Annotated in this window: 15 protein-coding genes and 2 pseudogenes; 8 read left to right on the top strand and 9 right to left on the bottom strand. The window is 70.1% G+C overall.

What is annotated here, in order from left to right; genetic code table 11:
* Positions 1-4 precede the first annotated feature (4 nt).
* Together ACFY1U_RS10700 and ACFY1U_RS10705 are read left to right on the top strand one after the other, a co-directional pair.
* Entirely contained in the window at positions 5-763 is a 759-nt protein-coding gene (locus tag ACFY1U_RS10700; protein ID WP_390693751.1) for an SDR family oxidoreductase, read from the top strand.
* Positions 764-778: 15 nt separating this feature from the next.
* The gene (locus ACFY1U_RS10705; RefSeq protein WP_390693752.1) at positions 779-1,444 is read left to right on the top strand and encodes a TetR/AcrR family transcriptional regulator; all 666 of its coding nucleotides are present in this window, start codon (positions 779-781) and stop codon (positions 1,442-1,444) included.
* A gap of 100 nt (positions 1,445-1,544) precedes the next feature.
* Here the strand turns inward: ACFY1U_RS10705 and ACFY1U_RS10710 are convergent, their stop codons facing one another.
* Positions 1,545-2,087: an MOSC domain-containing protein gene (locus tag ACFY1U_RS10710; protein ID WP_390693753.1), complete on the bottom strand. Its 543-nt coding sequence runs from the start codon at positions 2,085-2,087 to the stop codon at positions 1,545-1,547.
* 345 nt (positions 2,088-2,432) lie between these two features.
* Here ACFY1U_RS10710 and ACFY1U_RS10715 point away from each other — a divergent pair, with 345 nt between their 5' ends.
* A complete protein-coding gene (locus tag ACFY1U_RS10715) occupies positions 2,433-3,677 on the top strand; it encodes a cytochrome P450 (protein WP_390693754.1) in 1,245 nt (414 codons plus the stop codon).
* 45 nt (positions 3,678-3,722) lie between these two features.
* On the opposite strand, the gene ACFY1U_RS10720 is transcribed toward ACFY1U_RS10715, so the two are convergent.
* Positions 3,723-4,640, bottom strand: a complete 918-nt coding sequence (locus tag ACFY1U_RS10720; protein ID WP_390694503.1) for a DUF6891 domain-containing protein — start codon at positions 4,638-4,640, stop codon at positions 3,723-3,725.
* 231 nt (positions 4,641-4,871) lie between these two features.
* Positions 4,872-5,246 (bottom strand): annotated as a pseudogene (locus ACFY1U_RS10725) (aldo/keto reductase); the annotation flags it as partial.
* A gap of 611 nt (positions 5,247-5,857) precedes the next feature.
* Between ACFY1U_RS10725 and ACFY1U_RS10730 the strand changes: the two are divergent.
* A complete protein-coding gene (locus ACFY1U_RS10730; RefSeq protein ID WP_390693755.1) occupies positions 5,858-6,193 on the top strand; it encodes a hypothetical protein in 336 nt (111 codons plus the stop codon).
* 202 nt (positions 6,194-6,395) lie between these two features.
* On the opposite strand, the gene ACFY1U_RS10735 is transcribed toward ACFY1U_RS10730, so the two are convergent.
* Together ACFY1U_RS10735 and ACFY1U_RS10740 are read right to left on the bottom strand one after the other, a co-directional pair.
* Complete coding sequence (locus ACFY1U_RS10735; protein WP_390693756.1) at positions 6,396-7,022, bottom strand: PP2C family protein-serine/threonine phosphatase; 627 nt, start codon at positions 7,020-7,022, stop codon at positions 6,396-6,398.
* 37 nt (positions 7,023-7,059) lie between these two features.
* The gene (locus tag ACFY1U_RS10740; RefSeq protein ID WP_390693757.1) at positions 7,060-7,560 is read right to left on the bottom strand and encodes a GAF domain-containing protein; all 501 of its coding nucleotides are present in this window, start codon (positions 7,558-7,560) and stop codon (positions 7,060-7,062) included.
* A gap of 431 nt (positions 7,561-7,991) precedes the next feature.
* Here ACFY1U_RS10740 and ACFY1U_RS10745 point away from each other — a divergent pair, with 431 nt between their 5' ends.
* A complete protein-coding gene (locus ACFY1U_RS10745) occupies positions 7,992-8,495 on the top strand; it encodes an acyltransferase family protein (protein ID WP_390693758.1) in 504 nt (167 codons plus the stop codon).
* A gap of 21 nt (positions 8,496-8,516) precedes the next feature.
* Positions 8,517-9,983 (top strand): FtsW/RodA/SpoVE family cell cycle protein, encoded by a 1,467-nt coding sequence (locus tag ACFY1U_RS10750; RefSeq protein WP_390693759.1) that lies wholly within the window; start codon positions 8,517-8,519, stop codon positions 9,981-9,983.
* Positions 9,984-10,335: 352 nt separating this feature from the next.
* Here the strand turns inward: ACFY1U_RS10750 and ACFY1U_RS10755 are convergent, their stop codons facing one another.
* Positions 10,336-10,785, bottom strand: coding sequence for a nuclear transport factor 2 family protein (locus ACFY1U_RS10755; RefSeq protein ID WP_390693760.1), 450 nt, complete (start codon positions 10,783-10,785; stop codon positions 10,336-10,338).
* Positions 10,782-11,630: an NmrA family NAD(P)-binding protein gene (locus ACFY1U_RS10760; protein WP_390693761.1), complete on the bottom strand. Its 849-nt coding sequence runs from the start codon at positions 11,628-11,630 to the stop codon at positions 10,782-10,784. The genes ACFY1U_RS10755 and ACFY1U_RS10760 overlap by 4 nt, the downstream gene beginning before the upstream one ends.
* 111 nt (positions 11,631-11,741) lie before the next feature.
* Here ACFY1U_RS10760 and ACFY1U_RS10765 point away from each other — a divergent pair, with 111 nt between their 5' ends.
* Together ACFY1U_RS10765 and ACFY1U_RS10770 are read left to right on the top strand one after the other, a co-directional pair.
* A complete protein-coding gene (locus ACFY1U_RS10765) occupies positions 11,742-12,680 on the top strand; it encodes a cupin domain-containing protein (RefSeq protein WP_390693762.1) in 939 nt (312 codons plus the stop codon).
* A 330-nt stretch (positions 12,681-13,010) separates the two neighbouring features.
* The gene (locus tag ACFY1U_RS10770) at positions 13,011-14,369 is read left to right on the top strand and encodes an SMI1/KNR4 family protein (protein WP_390693763.1); all 1,359 of its coding nucleotides are present in this window, start codon (positions 13,011-13,013) and stop codon (positions 14,367-14,369) included.
* A gap of 28 nt (positions 14,370-14,397) precedes the next feature.
* On the opposite strand, the pseudogene ACFY1U_RS10775 reads toward ACFY1U_RS10770, so the two are convergent.
* Both ACFY1U_RS10775 and ACFY1U_RS10780 read right to left on the bottom strand, forming a co-directional pair.
* Positions 14,398-14,822: pseudogene (locus ACFY1U_RS10775) on the bottom strand (hypothetical protein); the annotation flags it as partial.
* A 16-nt stretch (positions 14,823-14,838) separates the two neighbouring features.
* On the bottom strand, positions 14,839-15,726 hold the full coding sequence (locus ACFY1U_RS10780; protein WP_390693764.1) for a LysR family transcriptional regulator: 888 nt from the start codon (positions 15,724-15,726) through the stop codon (positions 14,839-14,841).
* Between the last annotated feature and the right edge of the window lie 18 nt (positions 15,727-15,744).

Below are 15,744 nucleotides of genomic sequence, written 5' to 3' on the forward strand. Positions count from 1 at the left end.
CACATTGAAGACGACGAGCAAGCCGACGGCCCTGGTCACCGGTGGCAGCCGGGGAATCGGCGCGGCCACCTCGCGTGCGCTGGCGGACCGCGGCTACCGCGTGGCAGTCAACTACTTCTCGAACCGCGAAGCGGCCGACCGGGTGGTCAAGCAGATCGAGGCCCACGGCGGCGAGGCCTTCGCGGTGCAGGCCGATGTGTACGACCCGGGTCAGGCGGCCGACCTGCTGGAGCGCTCGGCCGTGGACGGGCGCCTGGACGTCCTCGTCTGCAACGCCGGTGCCCGCTTCACCCCGACCCCGCTGCCCAGCCTGTCCTGGGACGACTTCAAGGCCAAGGTGACGAACGAACTCGCGTCCGTCTACACCCTCACCCAGCGGGCACTGGCCGTCATGGGCGCCCAGGGCGGGGGCCGGATCGTGTACGTCTCCAGCGCCGTGGCCGACGGCCCGCCCACCGTGGGCATGGCGGCACACGGCACCGCCAAGGCCGCGCTGAACACCTTCGCGCGGTTCGTCGCCTATGAGGCCGGCCCGCACGGCATCAACGTCAACGTCGTGGCGCCCGGCTTCGTGAGCACCGAGGCCAGCGCCGGGCAACCGGTGGAGTTCCAGCAGCGCTTGGCCGACCGCACCCCGCTCGGGCGGGTCGCGGAGCCGGAGGACGTGGCCGCGGTGATCGCGATGCTCGTGGGCGCGGAGGCCGGTTTCGTCACCGGCTCGGTCGTCACCGTCGACGGCGGACACGGCGTGGGACGCCCCTGAGGGAGAATCCGCGCCATGGGTGACACGTACGCAGGCAAACCGCGAGGCCGACAGCGGGAGGCGGACCGCAACGACGCCCGCCTCTTCCAGGCCGCGCGCGAGGTCTTCGCCGAGCGCGGCTGGGACGCTCCCGTCTCCGAGATCGCCCGTCGGGCCGGCATCGGGATGGGCAGTCTCTACCGCCGCTACCCCAGCAAGGAACTGCTGGCCCAGCGGATGCGCATCGCAGCGATGGAACACCTGGTCGCGCAGGCACGTGCGGCCATCTCCGAGGAGCCCGACCCCTGGTCCGCGTTCGCTCGCTTCCTGCGGGACGTACTGTCGGCGCAGGAGCCGGGCGGTGCACTTCTCCCTCTGATCGGTGGCCGGCTACCGGCCACCGACGACATCGTGAACGCCGCCGACCGGCTCCGGGCCGCACTCGACGACCTGGTGGGCGACGCGCACCGGGCAGGCGTGCTGCGCACCGACTTCACCTCCGCCGATGTCCCGTTGCTGCTCGAACACCTCACCGCGCGCATCCCCGTCGCCGGTGAGCGTGCCGGCGCGCTGCACCTGCGCTACCTCGACCTGGTCCTCGCCGGGCTGCGCACCGCGCCCAGCGCCGAGCCCACCGCCCTGACGAGTCCGGCACCGAGCTGGGCAGAACTAAGGGAGCTGTGGAACGCACCGAAGGAGTGACCGCCAGGGTGCGAGCTGCGATGTCCGCCGCAGCGCCGACGCCAGGCGTGTGCCCTCTCGGCGGATCGGAAGGGGGTACGCCCGGCCGCCCGACCGATGGTCAGACCCGGTCCAGGGGGCGGTGCGGACCGCTGGGAAGTTCCCATTCGATCGTGTCTCCGGGGGACACCACGCCGCCTTCCCTCACGATGCTCATGATTCCGGCTTTGCGCACGATGTTCCCCGCATCGTCACGGCCGACGACCTGCTTGAGCAGCCCATCCTGGAAGTTGTCGATCTGCAGGCAGGGATTGCGCAGGCCGGTGACTTCCAGGACCGCGGAGGCACCGATGCGCAGCAAGGTGCCGACCGGCAGACCGAGCAGATCGATGCCGCGCGTGGTGATGTTCTCGCCGAGTTCGCCGGGCGCCACCTTGAACCCTGCTTCACCGACCTCGGCGAAGAGCTCTTCATGAATGAGGTGGACCTGGCGCAGATTCGGCTGGGTGGGATCCTGCGCGACGCGCGAGCGGTGCTTGACCGTCACACCGGCGTGCACGTCTCCCTCCACACCGAGCCCGGCGAGCAGTCTGACGCTGTCCCGGTTCGGCTTGGTGAACGAGTAATCCCCGTTGCTGCTGACCGCCGTCACTCTCCCGCTCATACCTCGGGCCCCCCTCGTCGGTAACCGTGATCAGCCCCAGCCTAGCCAGGGGATTCAGCGCGCGCCGGGGCGTAGACCTGATGTGGCCCGCGGTAGCGATCCACAGCGGACTTCATGACGCGTCCCCTTCCAGGTCCCCATCGAGGCGGCCACGCGCATCGGTGTCCGGCCGGCGGTCGTCGCCGCCCTCGCGGCAGGCGGCACCATTCACGCCAGCAGTACATCGACCCCGTCACCGGGGCCAGGCTGGGGCCTGCAGCAGTCCCCCAGGAGGGCTCGCCCGGCGACGCTACGGCGAAGTAGCGTAACGCTTCGTATCGACGTTCGAGACTCTGTGAGGCTGCGATGGGACATCCCGACCCCTTAGTGATCGACCCCACCGGACGCGACATTCACGGTGAAGCCGCCCGTATCCGCGAGCGTGGACCGGTGACCTTGGTCGAACTCCCCCACGGGGTTGCGGCATGGGCCGTCAGCTCCCCCGATCTGCTCAAGCGCCTGCTGACCGACCCGCGCGTCTCCAAGGACCCCCGCCGCCACTGGACCCGCTGGATCAACGGCGAAATCGCCCCGGAATGGCCGCTGTTCACCTGGGTCGCGGTGCAGAACATGTTCACCGCGTACGGCGGCGAGCACAAACGCCTGCGGGCCCTGGTCTCCAAGGCGTTCACCGCACGTCGTACCGCCGCACTCCAGCCTCGTGTCGAAGAGATCACCAAGAACCTGCTGGACCGGGTCGAGCAGACCGGACAGGACGGACGGGTCGTCGATCTGCGCGAGGCGTTCTGCTACCCGTTGCCGATCCAGGTCATCAGCGAACTGTTCGGCCTGCCCGAGGACCAGGGTGCGGAGCTTCGGGCCGTTGTGGACGGCATCTTCCACACCTCCGCCACACCGGAGGAGGTCACCGACATCTACACACGGTTCTACGCGGCGCTCGCCGAACTCGTCGCTTCCAAAAGGGAGTCACCCGGCGACGACCTGACGTCCGCCCTCATCGCGTCGCGGCACGACGAGGGTGGCAGCCGCCTCAGCGAGCAGGAACTCCTCGACACCCTGGTGCTCATGGTCAGCGCGGGCCACGAAACCACGGTCAACCTCATCGACAACGCCATTCACGCACTGCTCACCCACCCCGGCCAACTCGCGCTCGTCCGCAGCGGCCACGCCTCGTGGAACGACGTGATCGAGGAGACGCTGCGCGTCGAGGCGCCGGTCGCCAGTCTGCCGCTGCGATACGCCGTGGAGGATCTGGCGATGAGCGAGTTCGGCGGTCCCGAAGGAGTCGTGATCGGCAAGGGTGAGGCCATCCTGGCCGCGTACGCCGCAGCCGGACGCCACCCCGGCAAGTACGGCGACGACGCGGACCGCTTCGATGCCACCCGCGTCGACAAGGAGCACCTGGCCTTCGGCTACGGCGTGCACTTCTGCCTGGGCGCCCCGCTGGGGCGGCTGGAGGCGCGGACCGCGCTGCCGGCGCTGTTCGAGCGTTTTCCGGATCTGCAACTCGCGGTGCCTCAGGACGAGTTGGAACCGGTGGATTCCTTCATCTCCAACGGTCACCGCTCCCTCCCGGTACGCCTTCGCTGAGCACCCCCGCACATCGATCGGTGATACGGGAGGGAGGGCCTGGCCCTAACCGACCAGGCGGCGGCGCCAGTCCACAGGGGTGACAGTGATGGCCCGGCCGGGGTCACCGCCCCACTCGGTGTGGAGGCCGACTGCTTCGAGGGCCACCACGACCTCGCGGCCGATGGCTGCGGTGGTCTCGGCCGAGCCGTCGAAGCCGCCGTAGAGGAGCATCAGTCCGTGGCCCGCTGCGGCGGAGTCCGTGCACTGGGCGTGGAAGTAGACGAAACCACGGGCGTCGGGCCCGCCTTCGCCGCCGATCTCGGACTGGCCGCAGCTGCGGCAGCAGGTGAAGTTCTCGCGGGCTGTGATCCCGGCTTCCTGCAGGGCGGTGAACGCGCGGGTGAGTCGCTCAGGGTCGGTCTCGCCCTGCCATGCGGCTTGCTCCGCGACCCGCTCCAGCCACAACCGGTCGGCCAGCGCCTCCGACTGCTCGCGCGAGACCGGCCGACGGTCCTCGGTGACCAGGTACTCCTCAGCGATCTCGGCCAGTTCGGCGCGGGAGGCGTACCCGCCGACCAGCACCTCGCGGACGCGCTTCTCCCACTCCATGCGCTCGTTTTCGGCGAGGTCGAGCAGCGGCACTTCGCGGGTGGGGCCCATGTCCAGCAGCGACCAGGCCGGACCACCGTCCCAACCGGCCTCCTGGCGGGCCCAGCCGGTCATCGCCGCGATCACGGCTTCGGGCCCGCCGACCAGCGCCTGGAAGTGTCGGTCGGCGGCACCGTCTCGGTGTTCCAGCGTGTAGTCGGCACCGGTCTCGTGCCAGACCTGGGCGAAGACGTCAGGCAGGTCGGGTATCCGCTGGACCACCAGGAACCGGTCACCGTCACCACCGATTCTCCGGACCAACCCGGCCAGTTCATCGGCGGACACACGGACGTGCCGCTCCCGGTTCTCGGTTTTCACAACGATCTCGAGCATGCGCAGACTCTGACACACCCCTCTCAGTACAGATCTCCCAGGACGTCTGCGGAGCCACCGGCATGGCTGACCTGCCGAGGTGCCATCAAGCCCCGCCGGTCGTCCGCTACTTGCCGACCAGCGACATGTGGTGCTCGTTGTAGCGGTCTCCGCGTACCCCGACGCGGCGGCGACCTCGTTCAGGTCGGCGAGTTCGTCCGCGGAGAGCGGTAGGCGGGGGGCGCCGGTGTTCTCCCCGACGCGGGCGATACGCCGCGTTCCGGGAATGGGAACGATCGACGGATGCTGGGCGAGGAGCCAGGCGAGGGCGACCTCTCCGGGCGTGGCGTCCTCGGCCTGTGCGAGCTGTGCGATGTGCTCGACAAGAGCCTGGTTCGCCGCACGGTTCTCGGCCGTGAACCGTGGAATGCGTCGGCCTACCCGACACCGTGGCCCGCAGCGGGTGGCAGGCCTGCGCACGTCCGTATTCTCTTCACCGACGCGCGTACCGACCGCCCGGCACCCCGACGACGCGCAGCCGGCCAGGCTGGTCGGGGAACGTTCCGAGCAGGAACTCGTGGTCTGGGCGGCGGAACCTGCCAGCCCTTCGTACGACGGGCTGCGCATCCTCGCCTCGTGAATCGCCGCCGGCCCTCAGCCGGAGCCACAACAGGCGGCGGTCTCTGATCCGCTGAACTGGCCACAGCCGTCGGTGAGTTGCCGGTGGCGGTCGGACGACCATCCACTGCTGGTTGGCGCCGACGTCGCAGGTCAACCGGCCCAGGGCCGGTCCGGCAACTGCAACTCCGGGGCCAACTCGACATCCGGCAAGGGACCTTCGCGAACGGCTGGCCGGTCATCGCCGGCCTTCACGATGCACACGGCTCATGGCTCATCAGCGCTCCGCATCGCATCATGGATGCGTGACCGGCCGCCGTTGGTCCGGTGTTCGTAAAGCGTGAGTGGTGGCATGCCGCGCTGTCGCAGCATGAATCATGCGCATCCGACTCTCGTACCGGCCTCAGGACGAGAATGTCGCTTCTTCCCTCGCAACCCTGCTGAGGCATGGTGGGGCCGATGTCGTATGCGACGCTGACAACTTCTGCTCTGATTCGTCCGATGACGACACGGTCGTCCTCCTGTGGTCCGTCGCCGCACTGGCCGCGTGGGGCGGACGCCTGGGGGATACAGGCCTGCCCGCTGGACTCACTGACACCGGGGCTGCCCGCCTCGTACCCGTGCGCCTCGACGCCACACCGCTGCCGCGCTCCCTCAGTGACCTGCGCCATATACGCCTCGCGAGCAGCAAGGAACCCGTGACAGAGGGGACGGCGGCCATGATCGTGCACATGGGCCGAGCAACCGGTCCCGCACCGGCGGTTCGCGGTCACTACTCCGAACACACCGTGGTCATCAGCGACTTCAGCCGCCTGGGCCTGTTCGCGTCCTGCCCGAGGTGCGGTGCGAGCAGTGAGCGATTGCGCCCGTACCTCACCGTCGATCACCTCCACGACCGTGCTCTGCGTCTGGTCCTCTGCGGCGCCTGCGGCTGGCAGGATGCCTGCGACTTGTGACCAGGGAAATGGGACGGCAACGTCGTTTTGAAACGATCAGCAGAGAACGCGTCCGTTCACCCTTGTGATGTCCCGTGCGGCGTGGGCGGCGCTGAGCGGGTTTGGTGTGGGCGCCGGTCAGGTCGGCCTCGCTCGGGTCGGCGCCGTCCAGGCGAGTCCGGGTCGGGTCGGCACCTCCATCGACAGCACAAGAGCAGGCCGTTCAGCGTCGGGCGTCGTAGGTGAGGCCGGGGCGATGGTGCAGCCGGGCGGCCAGGACTGCCACGTCGTCCTCGGCGTGGCCGGCGTCGAGGCGGGTGAGCACGGTGTCGAGGACGTTCTCGACACCCGCGTCGCCTTCGATGCCGACGCCGGACAGCCGGGCCAAGGACTGATCGATGTCCTCGCCTCGACGCTCGACGAGCCCGTCTGTGAAGAGCATCAGTGTCTGGGACGATTCGAGCTGGTAAGTGGCTGATTCGTAGCCGCCGAGGCCGGTGCCCAGGGGCGGGCCGACAGGAATCGGCAACAGGTCGGTACGGCCCTGTCCGTCGATGACGGCTGGGGGCAGGTGCCCGGCGCTGGCCAGGGTCACCTGGCCGCGGTTGGGATCGAGGCGCGCGATCAGGCAGGTAGCCGGTCGGCGGTCCGGCTCCCTGGAGGCGATGTCGTCGAGCTGGCGTAGTACGCGGTGCGGTGGCAGGTCGGCGGAGGCGATGTAGCGCAGCGAGGAGCGGTAGGCGGTCATGTCGACGGCTGCCTCCAAGCCGTGTCCCATGACGTCGCCGACGATGAGCAGGGTCCGGCCGAAGTGCAGCCGGACGGTCTCGCACCAGTCGCCGCCGACCACGGCGCTCTGCCCGACCGGCAGGTAGCGGATGGCGACGTCAAGGTTGGGGTGCGGGTTCCGTGAGAAGGGCGCGCTGCAGCTTGCCGACGATGCCGCTGACCTGGTCGTGCTCCCGGGCGTGCCGGATGTGGGAGGCGGCGTGCTCGGCGAGAAAGGCGAGGAATGCCGTCTCCAGGCGGGTGAACGGTGCGCCGTCCCGGGCGCACACAAGCGTGCCGTAGTCGTGCCCGTTGGTGGCCAGTGGTACGCACAGGGCCTGGCGGGGCCCGCCGGGTGCCGGGCGAGCAGCCCTGTTGTCTCCCGGTGCCGGCGGCTCCTGTGTCACGGATGCGGCCCACCGGGCATCGGGCAGCACGGCCGGGTTCCCGCTGACGGCTTCGTACTCGACGCCGGACTGTGTCGTGAGCCGCAGTAGCGCCGCCGTTCCGCCCGCCTGCCTGGCGGCCTCACGAGTCAGCTCCCCGCACGTGGTGTCCTCGTCCAGTGTGGTGCCGATCCGGGCCGCCGCCGTACGCAGCGCGGACAGCTGGGACGACACGCCGAGGTCCTGGGCGGGCAGACCCCGGGGCGCGACAGGCTCCTCCGCCGCCAGTCTTCGAAGCGAGTGGAACCATCCCACCACACCGAACACCTCAAAAATGAATAAACCGACATAAAGAAGCTACCTGACGCCGAACACCCGCACGGACCACGTGCGGCCCATGAGTGCCGACCGGGCCCATTGCGCAGATGGTGGTCGCTTGGCATCACCTTTGCACCAGCCTGCGGTTCCCGGGCGGGTTTCCTGGGCCTGGGCTGGGCCCGGGGCTGGGGCAGCTGACGCTGCTCGCGGCGGTGTACGGCGGGCCTCCGGATCCTGCACACGACCAGGAGCGAGCTGCGGCGACACCTGGGCCGGATCGAGAAGGCACGTGCCCCATACCGATATGCCAGGCGCTCCTGCTGCGCGAACTCGCCACCGTCGGCCGGGTGTCGGTGCGTTCCTTCTACGCCCGCCGGGCACTGCGATTGCTTCCCGTGTCGTGTCTGGTCACTGCTGTCACGCTGGGCGGGGCGTGGCTGTTTCTGTCGCAGGCGCGGTTCGCCGAGTACGCGGGCGACGCCCTCGCCAGCGCCCTGTACGTGGTGAACGTCCGGCTGGCGGCGACCGGTACGGACTATCTCGCCCAGAGCAGCCCGCCGTCACCGTTCCAGCACTTCTGGTCGCTCGCCGTGGAGGAGCAGTTCTACCTGGTGTGGCCGCTGCTCCTGCTGCTCACCTGGCGCATCGCCCGCGGTCGGCACCCCCTGGTGGCCGTACCGCTCGGAGTTCTGTGCCTGGGCTCGTCGGCTGACACGACCGGCGTGCAGAGCTTCTCCGTGTCGGGGTACGGGCCCGAACGGTCCCGGTGGACGGGGCATTTCATTTGTTTTGTTACGCAACCATATATCCCTGTCGGCTGTCTCCCTGGGCGGGTCGCGCAGCGAGCCTGAACCAGGACCGAGGGGGAAGTCATGACGGGTCGGCGTGGACCGGCGAGAGTGGCCGTGGGGCTGGGCCGGTCGGGGCGCCTGAGTGACCGGGGACTGGAGCTGGTCCTGCTGCTCGGCGCCATCCTCATCTGTTGCTGCGGCTACGCCGAGACGGCCCTCGCGCTCACCGGGAAGCTGCCGTCCGGCATGGCGCTGACGTGCCCGGCCGCCGCCGCGCTGCCGCTGGTGTGCCACGTCGCCGTACGCCGGTTCGCGCGGCACGCCGATCCGCTGATCCTGCCGCTGGCCACCCTGCTCAGCGGCCTGGGGCTCGTCCTCATCCACCGTCTCGACATCGCGTACCAGACCCTCTACCGGCACGCGACGGCTGCGGCGCCCGGGCAGTTGATGTGGTGCGGCATCGCGGTGGTGGTCTTCGGTGGGGCAGTGGTGCTGCTCAAGGACCACCGCAGGCTCCAGCGCTATCCGTACGTCACGATCGCCGTGGGCATGATCCTGCTCATGGCGCCGGCGTTCTACCCCGGGGACGTCTACGGCGCCAAGCGGTGGATCTTCATCGGGCCATTGTCCTTCCAGCCCGGCGAGTTCGTGAAGATCGTCATCGTGGTGTTCTTCGCCGGGTATCTGACGCTGCGCAGGGACGCCCTCGCGATCGCCGGACGGCGCCTGATGGGCATGTATCTGCCGCGCGGGCGGCAGTTGGGGCCGGTCGCGGCCGTGTGGATCCTGAGCCTGCTCGTCCTGGTCTTCGAACGGGACCTCGGCACTTCGCTGATCTTCTTCGGCCTGTTCGTGATCATGCTGTACGTCGCCACCGAGCGGACCAGCTGGGTGGTGTTCGGCATCGTCATGTTCGCCATCGGGGCCTTCGTCGTCGGCTCCTTCGAACCGCACGTCCACGGGCGTGTCGTCGCCTGGCTGCACCCCATGGACATCTTTCTGCCACCCGACCAGCGCCCGGCGGGGCTGGTCTCCGACCAGGCCGCCCAGGCCCTGTTCAGCTTCGGCTCCGGCGGCATTCTCGGCACCGGCCTCGGCCAGGGCCATCCGGAACTCATCGGCTTCGCCGGGCGCAGCGACTTCATCCTCACCACCGTCGGCGAGGAACTCGGCCTGGTCGGGGTGACACTCGTCATCCTGCTCTACGCGCTGCTCGCCGAACGCGGGCTGCGCACGGCCCTGACCGTCACCGACCCGTTCGGCAAGCTGCTCGCCGCCGGCCTGTCCACGGCGGTCATGCTGCAGGTGTTCGTCGTGTGCGGCGGTGTCACCGGCCTGATCCCGCTCACCGGCAAGGCGCTGCCCTTCCTCGCCCAGGGCGGCTCCTCCATGGTCGCCAACTGGCTGCTGGTCGCCGTCCTGATCAAGGTCAGCGACACGGCCCGCCGGCCTGTGCCGGTCCCGGCCGCCGCCGTCAGTGCCGCCGAGACCCAATTCGTACGGGCCGTGAGCCCGCCATCGGCTTCGGCACAAGGACGCACCCACTGACGTTCTTCGACGCGAGCCCGTGAACCTGCTCACCCCGGCAATCATGATCACACTGCTCGTCGGACCGGACAAGCGGGCCCGCGCGATCTGCCACGGCGGCCGGGACCAGATCCGACAGGCGTACCGCGAGGGCCAGGAGGGTCAGCCACCTGTTCACATCAAGGCCGGCGGCCCCGGCCGGGGCCTGCGCCCCCTGCGGGACCCGGAGGCGGTCGAGGACGGGGAGTGCCCGGCGCATCCGCCGTCCGGGGCAGGTCGTTGTACCTCCGGAAGACCGCCGCCGGCCCGCGGTGGGGTGCCTTCGCAGGCCGATCGCCTGGGTGACTGCGGCCTCGGTGGGCTGCACCGGCTCTTACGAGCGGCCGCCCTGTGGCCATCCCTGCGCGTCGAATACGGCGGTGGGGTCCAGGTAGTCGCGCCAGTGCGTCACCTTGCGGTCCTTGATCGTCACGACGGAGACGAAGCGGTTGTCGTAGGGCCTTCCCGTCCTGACCGATGTGCCGTGGACCTCGTACTCCAGGACGATCGTCGAGGTCTCACGGTCCCGGTGGGCGCGGAGGTTGTCCGCGCTGTGCAGCTTGATGTAGTCGTCGTAGTCGCTGTACAGGTCGATGATTCCCTGTCGTCCCTCGACCCGCCGGGGGTAGCCCGGCACGGTGATCACGTACTCGAAGACCACGTCCTCGGCCAGCAGGTCGTAGTAGTCCTCCCCGTCGACCAGGCCGTCCAGCCCCTCCTTGATGATGTGGAAGAACGGGCTGTTCGCCCCGAAGGGAGCGTTGTCGTCGACGGTCTTGCTCACTTCGCCCCCGAGATCCAGGCGTGGGCGCTGCGCTCGGCGAACTCGCGGAAGGTGGTGGCCGGCCGGCCGGTGACCTTCTCGACGTCGCCGGTGGGCACGGAGCCGTTGCCGGTGATGACGGCGCCGGTGAGCCAGCGTAGTACCACCGCGTAGTCGGCGGGGAGTCCCGCGGCGAGCGCGCCGTTGATCCATGTCTCCTGGTCGAGGTCGTGATGGGCGACGGGGCGGCCGCTCACGGCGGCAATGGTGTCCGCGGCGTCCTGGAAGGTGAGGGCCTGCGGGCCGGTGAGCGAGTAGGTGACGCCGGCGTGGGCCTCGGGGTCCAGCAGCGTCTCGGCCGCGACCGCCGCGATGTCGGCCGCGTCGACGAAGGCTTCCCTGTTGCCGGCGCTCGGGACCGTGATCACTCCGTCGATGACCGGGAGGTGGTCGTCGGCGAAGTTCTGCATCACCCACGACGGACGCAGGACCGCGCGCGTGATGCCGTTCCGGGAGGCGAGATCGGCCTCGACGTCGGCGATGTCGATCTCTGGCGGCGCCTGGTCGGCGTTGTACGCGCTCAGGTAGGTGACGTGGCGCACGCCGGCCGCCTCGGCGAGGTCCAGGAAGGCGCCGACCTGGTCGGCGTAGCCGACCCGCATGGTGGGCGTCACCAGATAGAGGCGGTCGACGCCGGCCAGAGCGGGCGCGTGGGTGGCGGGGTCGTCCCAGTCGAACCGGACCTCCGCCCCGCTGCGCGCCGCGGTGCGGGTGGCGATTCCTCGCAGGACGAGCGCCTCGGCCACCAGTGTGCCGGACCGGCCGGTGCCGCCGAGGATGAGTGCGGTGGAGGCTTCGTTGTTCATGACTCCATGCTCGGAGCGGCGATCGAGCTGGTCCATGTGTGATTCGCTCGGTCTTTTACGTGAGGCTCTCACGCCTTGACCTTGGATGCCGGGGCTGGTCAAGCTCATTCCATGGACTTGCTGACCGACCACCTGGTGCGGGCACGCGCCACCGGCGCGGTCTTCGCGCGGACCGTCGCCGAACCGCCGTGGGGACTGCGGCTGGGCGGTTCGATACAGCTGTCCGTGCACACCGTCGTCCGCGGCCGCGGCTACCTCTGGCTGAACACCCCCGACAGCACCGTGGAGCTCCTACCAGGAAGCGTCACGCTGGTACGCGGCGGTCCGGACCACTACATCGGACATGAGCCGGGCGCCGCCTGCCTGGAGCCGGAGGAATTCCGGGCACGCCACGCCCGGATGGGCCCCAGCGACAACCCGCGAGCCACCGTGTTCCTGTGCGGCGCCTACCAGTTCTCCGGCGACGTCGGCAGCGGGCTCCTGGACGCACTGCCCCAGGTCATGACCCTCTCGGCGGCCGACGACGATCCCCTGCGGGACGTGATCACCTTGCTGTCCCGCGAACTCGTCCGCAGCGAACTCGCCCAGCAGATCGTCCTGGACCGCCTTCTGGACCTGCTCCTCGTCCTGGCCATCCGCAGCGACTTCCGCCGCAGTGCGACCGCACCACGCTGGTACCGGGCAGCCGCGGACCCACGGCTGGGAGCCGCGCTGCAAGCCATGCACGAGAACGCGGCCCACCCGTGGACGGTGCCCGAACTCGCCGACATCAGCGGCCTGTCCCGGGCCGCCTTCGCGCGCGGGTTCCGAGAGGCACTCGGTAAGGCCCCCATGCAGTACCTGACCGAATGGCGCATGACCATCGCCCGCGACCACCTGCGCGCCGACGACCTCACCCTGGCCCAGATCGCCGACGCCGTCGGCTACGGCTCCCCCTTCGCCTTCGCCGCCGCCTTCCGCCGCCACCACGGAGAACCACCCGGAACCTGGCGGCAGAGAGAACGAACGGCCGCAAAGACGCGACCGCTGACCACGCATCCCGGCACGTGAGGTCTGTTCGGCCCCGCTCGCCGATCAGCAGTGCCCCGCCGTCCGAACCCGGCAGCGTGTCGACGCAGGCTTTCGACCCGCGGCTGTTTCACAGGTGGTCGCTGGTGCACAGCCCTGTCCCCGAAAACGGCGGCCGCCCTCAAGGACGAGCTCGTGCTGATCGCCGGCGGTCGGGACCTCTGGCTCTCTCGAAGCCCGGGGTCGCGGCGCGGCCACGTTCTCGATCTCTTCCCGCGGCAGGCGCGCGTAGCCGAGCGGGCCGCGAACCCGTTGTCGTACCCCTGTGGTGAAGTGAAGTCAGGCGACGGGGAGAACGAGAGGCGGGGGACAATGGGTGAGCGTACGGCGTGGCGGCCGTTCCTGGAGCAGTGGAGCGCGGAGTGGATCGCCGGGCACGACCCGGACAAGGACGCGCCGCTCGCGCAGGAGGTCCTGCGGGACGCCTGGCTCGGGTTCGCGCCGGCGAGTGAGGCCGAGGTCGCCGCGGCCGAGGCCCGGCTGGGGCGCCGGCTGCCGCCTTCGCTCCGGGAGTTTCTGCTGGTCACCAACGGGTGGCGGGACGCGGGCAACTTCATCTACCGCCTGGCGGGCACCGCGGAGCTGGCATGGCTGCGGGACACCGACGACCGCACCTGGATCGAGGTCTGGGAAGACCTCGCGGAGGACGACGTCGAGGAGGACGAGGACGGTGAGGAGGCGTTCGGTGTTCAGGAGGCGAAGGTCCTCGCCCGCTCCTTGCGCCTGTCCCTCGAGGGTGACGCGGCGGTCATGCTGCTCGACCCGGACGACGTGGACGAGGACGGCGAGTGGGCGGCGTACTGGCTCGCCTCCTGGTCCGGCGAGGGACCGGAGCGCTACGGCTCCTTCCACGACCTCATGCGCCGACAGTGGGTGTCCTTCCACGCCCTGCGCAAGCCGCCGGGCGCCACCCGGGACCACTGGGACGCGGAGGTCGAGCGGGCCCGCTGCGAGGCGCTGGCCGGGGCGGTCGACGGACCTCTGTCAGTGTTCGCCGAGGCGCACGAGTACGGGCGGGAGCGGTCAGACGTGCTGAGCATGCAGATGAAGGCGATGCTCGGCGACTGGCGCGGGCAGATCGCGAACCTGATGTGGTACCGCGTGGGGTACGACGACCTCCTGCTCAGCCCGTTGTTCGCCGCGGAACTCCTGCCGCTCCTGATCCGGCACGACCAGCTCGCGCACCGCCACGACCTGCGGCCCCTGCCACGGCTCAAGGAGTACGCGCCCGAACCTGTGCGGGCGCTCGTCGCCGACTACGAGGCCCGGGCGGCCGAGCCGGGCTTCCGGCTCACCTTCGGCGGACCCGACTTCGACGCGGCCGTGCACGCCGTCGCCGACCGCCTGGCCGGACACCCGGCCTTCCAGGCTCCCGACGGACCGCCGATCCGTACGGGGCCGCTCGTCGTCACCCTGTACGCGGGCGGCGACCCGCGGCCCGAACCCGACCTGCTGTCCGGCCCCGCCCAGGTCCGCGAGGCCCGCGCGGACCTGTGTGCCGAAGCCTGGCCCGAACTCCGTGCAGCGCTGCGCCTGTGGCACCCGGTGTGCGAGGACCATATTGCCCCGATATCCCTGTTCGCCGACCCGGTCCTGGCCCAGCTGATCACCCCGGACCGCGGCCGCGAAATCCTGGCCACGCCCCGAGGCACACGCCCCGGCGCACACTAGGCCGGAAGTCCAGCCACCAGGGACAGCAAGTGCGCTCCGGCCGATCGCCCAGCCCCACCAGTCGGTCTCGTCGTGGGCCGCATCCCGGAGGGCCCGAGCACCACGGCCGCCGTCTCCACCGCGCTCGGCCCCTGGCCCTGCACATCCCCCACCATCACCCGGATCCCGTGCGGCGAGGCCACCACCTCGTACAGGTCACCGCCGATCCGCGCCGTGGCGACCGCCGACGTGTACGACACCACCGCCTGCAGCGCACCCGCGTTCCGCGGCACCGGTCGCAGCAACACCCGCTGTGCCAGCTCCGCCGTCGAGCGGACATCGGCGAGTTCCGCCTCCCTGCGCGCGCATGACCGCCGTCGCGGAGAACGCCGGTCCGAGCGCGACCAGTGGCAGAAATCCCGCCCCCGGCCCCGCGCCTACATCCGCCACGGCCACCACGGTCATCGCGGCCATCGGCGCGGCACAGCCCTCAGTGCCCGACGCACCCCTGGATCACCGCCGCCACCCGTTCCGTCGCCGGTGCGTTGTGCCCGGCGCGCCGTGCCAGTGCGAGATCAACCGTCTCGTTCTCGACGAGCGGCAGGTACGTCACGCCGTCGAGGCGGAGGCTCTGCACCGACTCCGGGACCAGGGCAACGGCGTTGCCGGCGGCTACGAACACCACAAGGGTCGCGGTCTCGCCGACCTCGATCAGCGTGGCGGGTTCGAAGCCGGCCCGGGCGCATGCCGCGAGAACCCGGCCGTGCATGGAGGAGCGGTCGCGGGAGGGGTGGACGACGAAGGGCTCGGCGGCAAGTGCCGCGAGCGGGATCTCGGCGTGATCCGCCAGTGGATGGCCGGTGGGCAGGACGGCCACGAGCCGTTCGGACCGCAGCGGGGTGAGGGCGACGGCGGCGTCCACCGGTGTGTCGGTGCGCAGCAGGGCGAGGTCGTAGGTGCCGTCGAGCAGGCCTTCCACCAGTTCAGGGTTGAGCAACTCGCCGCGCAGCTCCAGGGATACGCCTGGCAGTTGTGACCGTACCGTACGCGCGATCCTCGGCAGGATGTCGTAGGTGGCGGTTCCGACGAACCCGATGGACACGCGTCCGGCGCGGCCGGTGGCGAGCAGGGCCATCTGTTCCTCCGCCCGTTCCACCTCGGCGAGGATCGACCGGGCATAGCCGGCCAGGTGGCGACCGGCATCGGTGACTTCGACCCGCCGCGTCGACCGGTGGAAGAGCGGGGTGCCGAGTTCCCGCTCCAACTGCTTGATCTGCTGGGAGAGGGCCGACTGCGCCACGTGCAGGCGTTGGGCGGCGCGGCCGAAGTGGCACTCCTCGACGAGGGCGAGGAAGTAGCGAACGTGCCGAAGCTCCATGACCACAGCTTATCTGTG

This window comes from Streptomyces sp. NPDC001351 (assembly GCF_042896045.1).
In the GTDB taxonomy this organism is placed as follows: Bacteria; Actinomycetota; Actinomycetes; order Streptomycetales; family Streptomycetaceae; genus Streptomyces.

Coding starts and splice junctions, on each gene's coding strand:
- ACFY1U_RS10715 (WP_390693754.1), top strand. CDS start 2,433: ATGGGACATCCCGACCCCTTAGTGATCGACCCCACCGGACGCGACATT.
- ACFY1U_RS10705 (WP_390693752.1), top strand. CDS start 779: ATGGGTGACACGTACGCAGGCAAACCGCGAGGCCGACAGCGGGAGGCG.
- ACFY1U_RS10720 (WP_390694503.1), bottom strand. CDS start 4,640: ATGCTCGAGATCGTTGTGAAAACCGAGAACCGGGAGCGGCACGTCCGT.
- ACFY1U_RS10750 (WP_390693759.1), top strand. CDS start 8,517: ATGACGGGTCGGCGTGGACCGGCGAGAGTGGCCGTGGGGCTGGGCCGG.
- ACFY1U_RS10780 (WP_390693764.1), bottom strand. CDS start 15,726: ATGGAGCTTCGGCACGTTCGCTACTTCCTCGCCCTCGTCGAGGAGTGC.
- ACFY1U_RS10770 (WP_390693763.1), top strand. CDS start 13,011: ATGGGTGAGCGTACGGCGTGGCGGCCGTTCCTGGAGCAGTGGAGCGCG.
- ACFY1U_RS10760 (WP_390693761.1), bottom strand. CDS start 11,630: ATGAACAACGAAGCCTCCACCGCACTCATCCTCGGCGGCACCGGCCGG.
- ACFY1U_RS10765 (WP_390693762.1), top strand. CDS start 11,742: ATGGACTTGCTGACCGACCACCTGGTGCGGGCACGCGCCACCGGCGCG.
- ACFY1U_RS10710 (WP_390693753.1), bottom strand. CDS start 2,087: ATGAGCGGGAGAGTGACGGCGGTCAGCAGCAACGGGGATTACTCGTTC.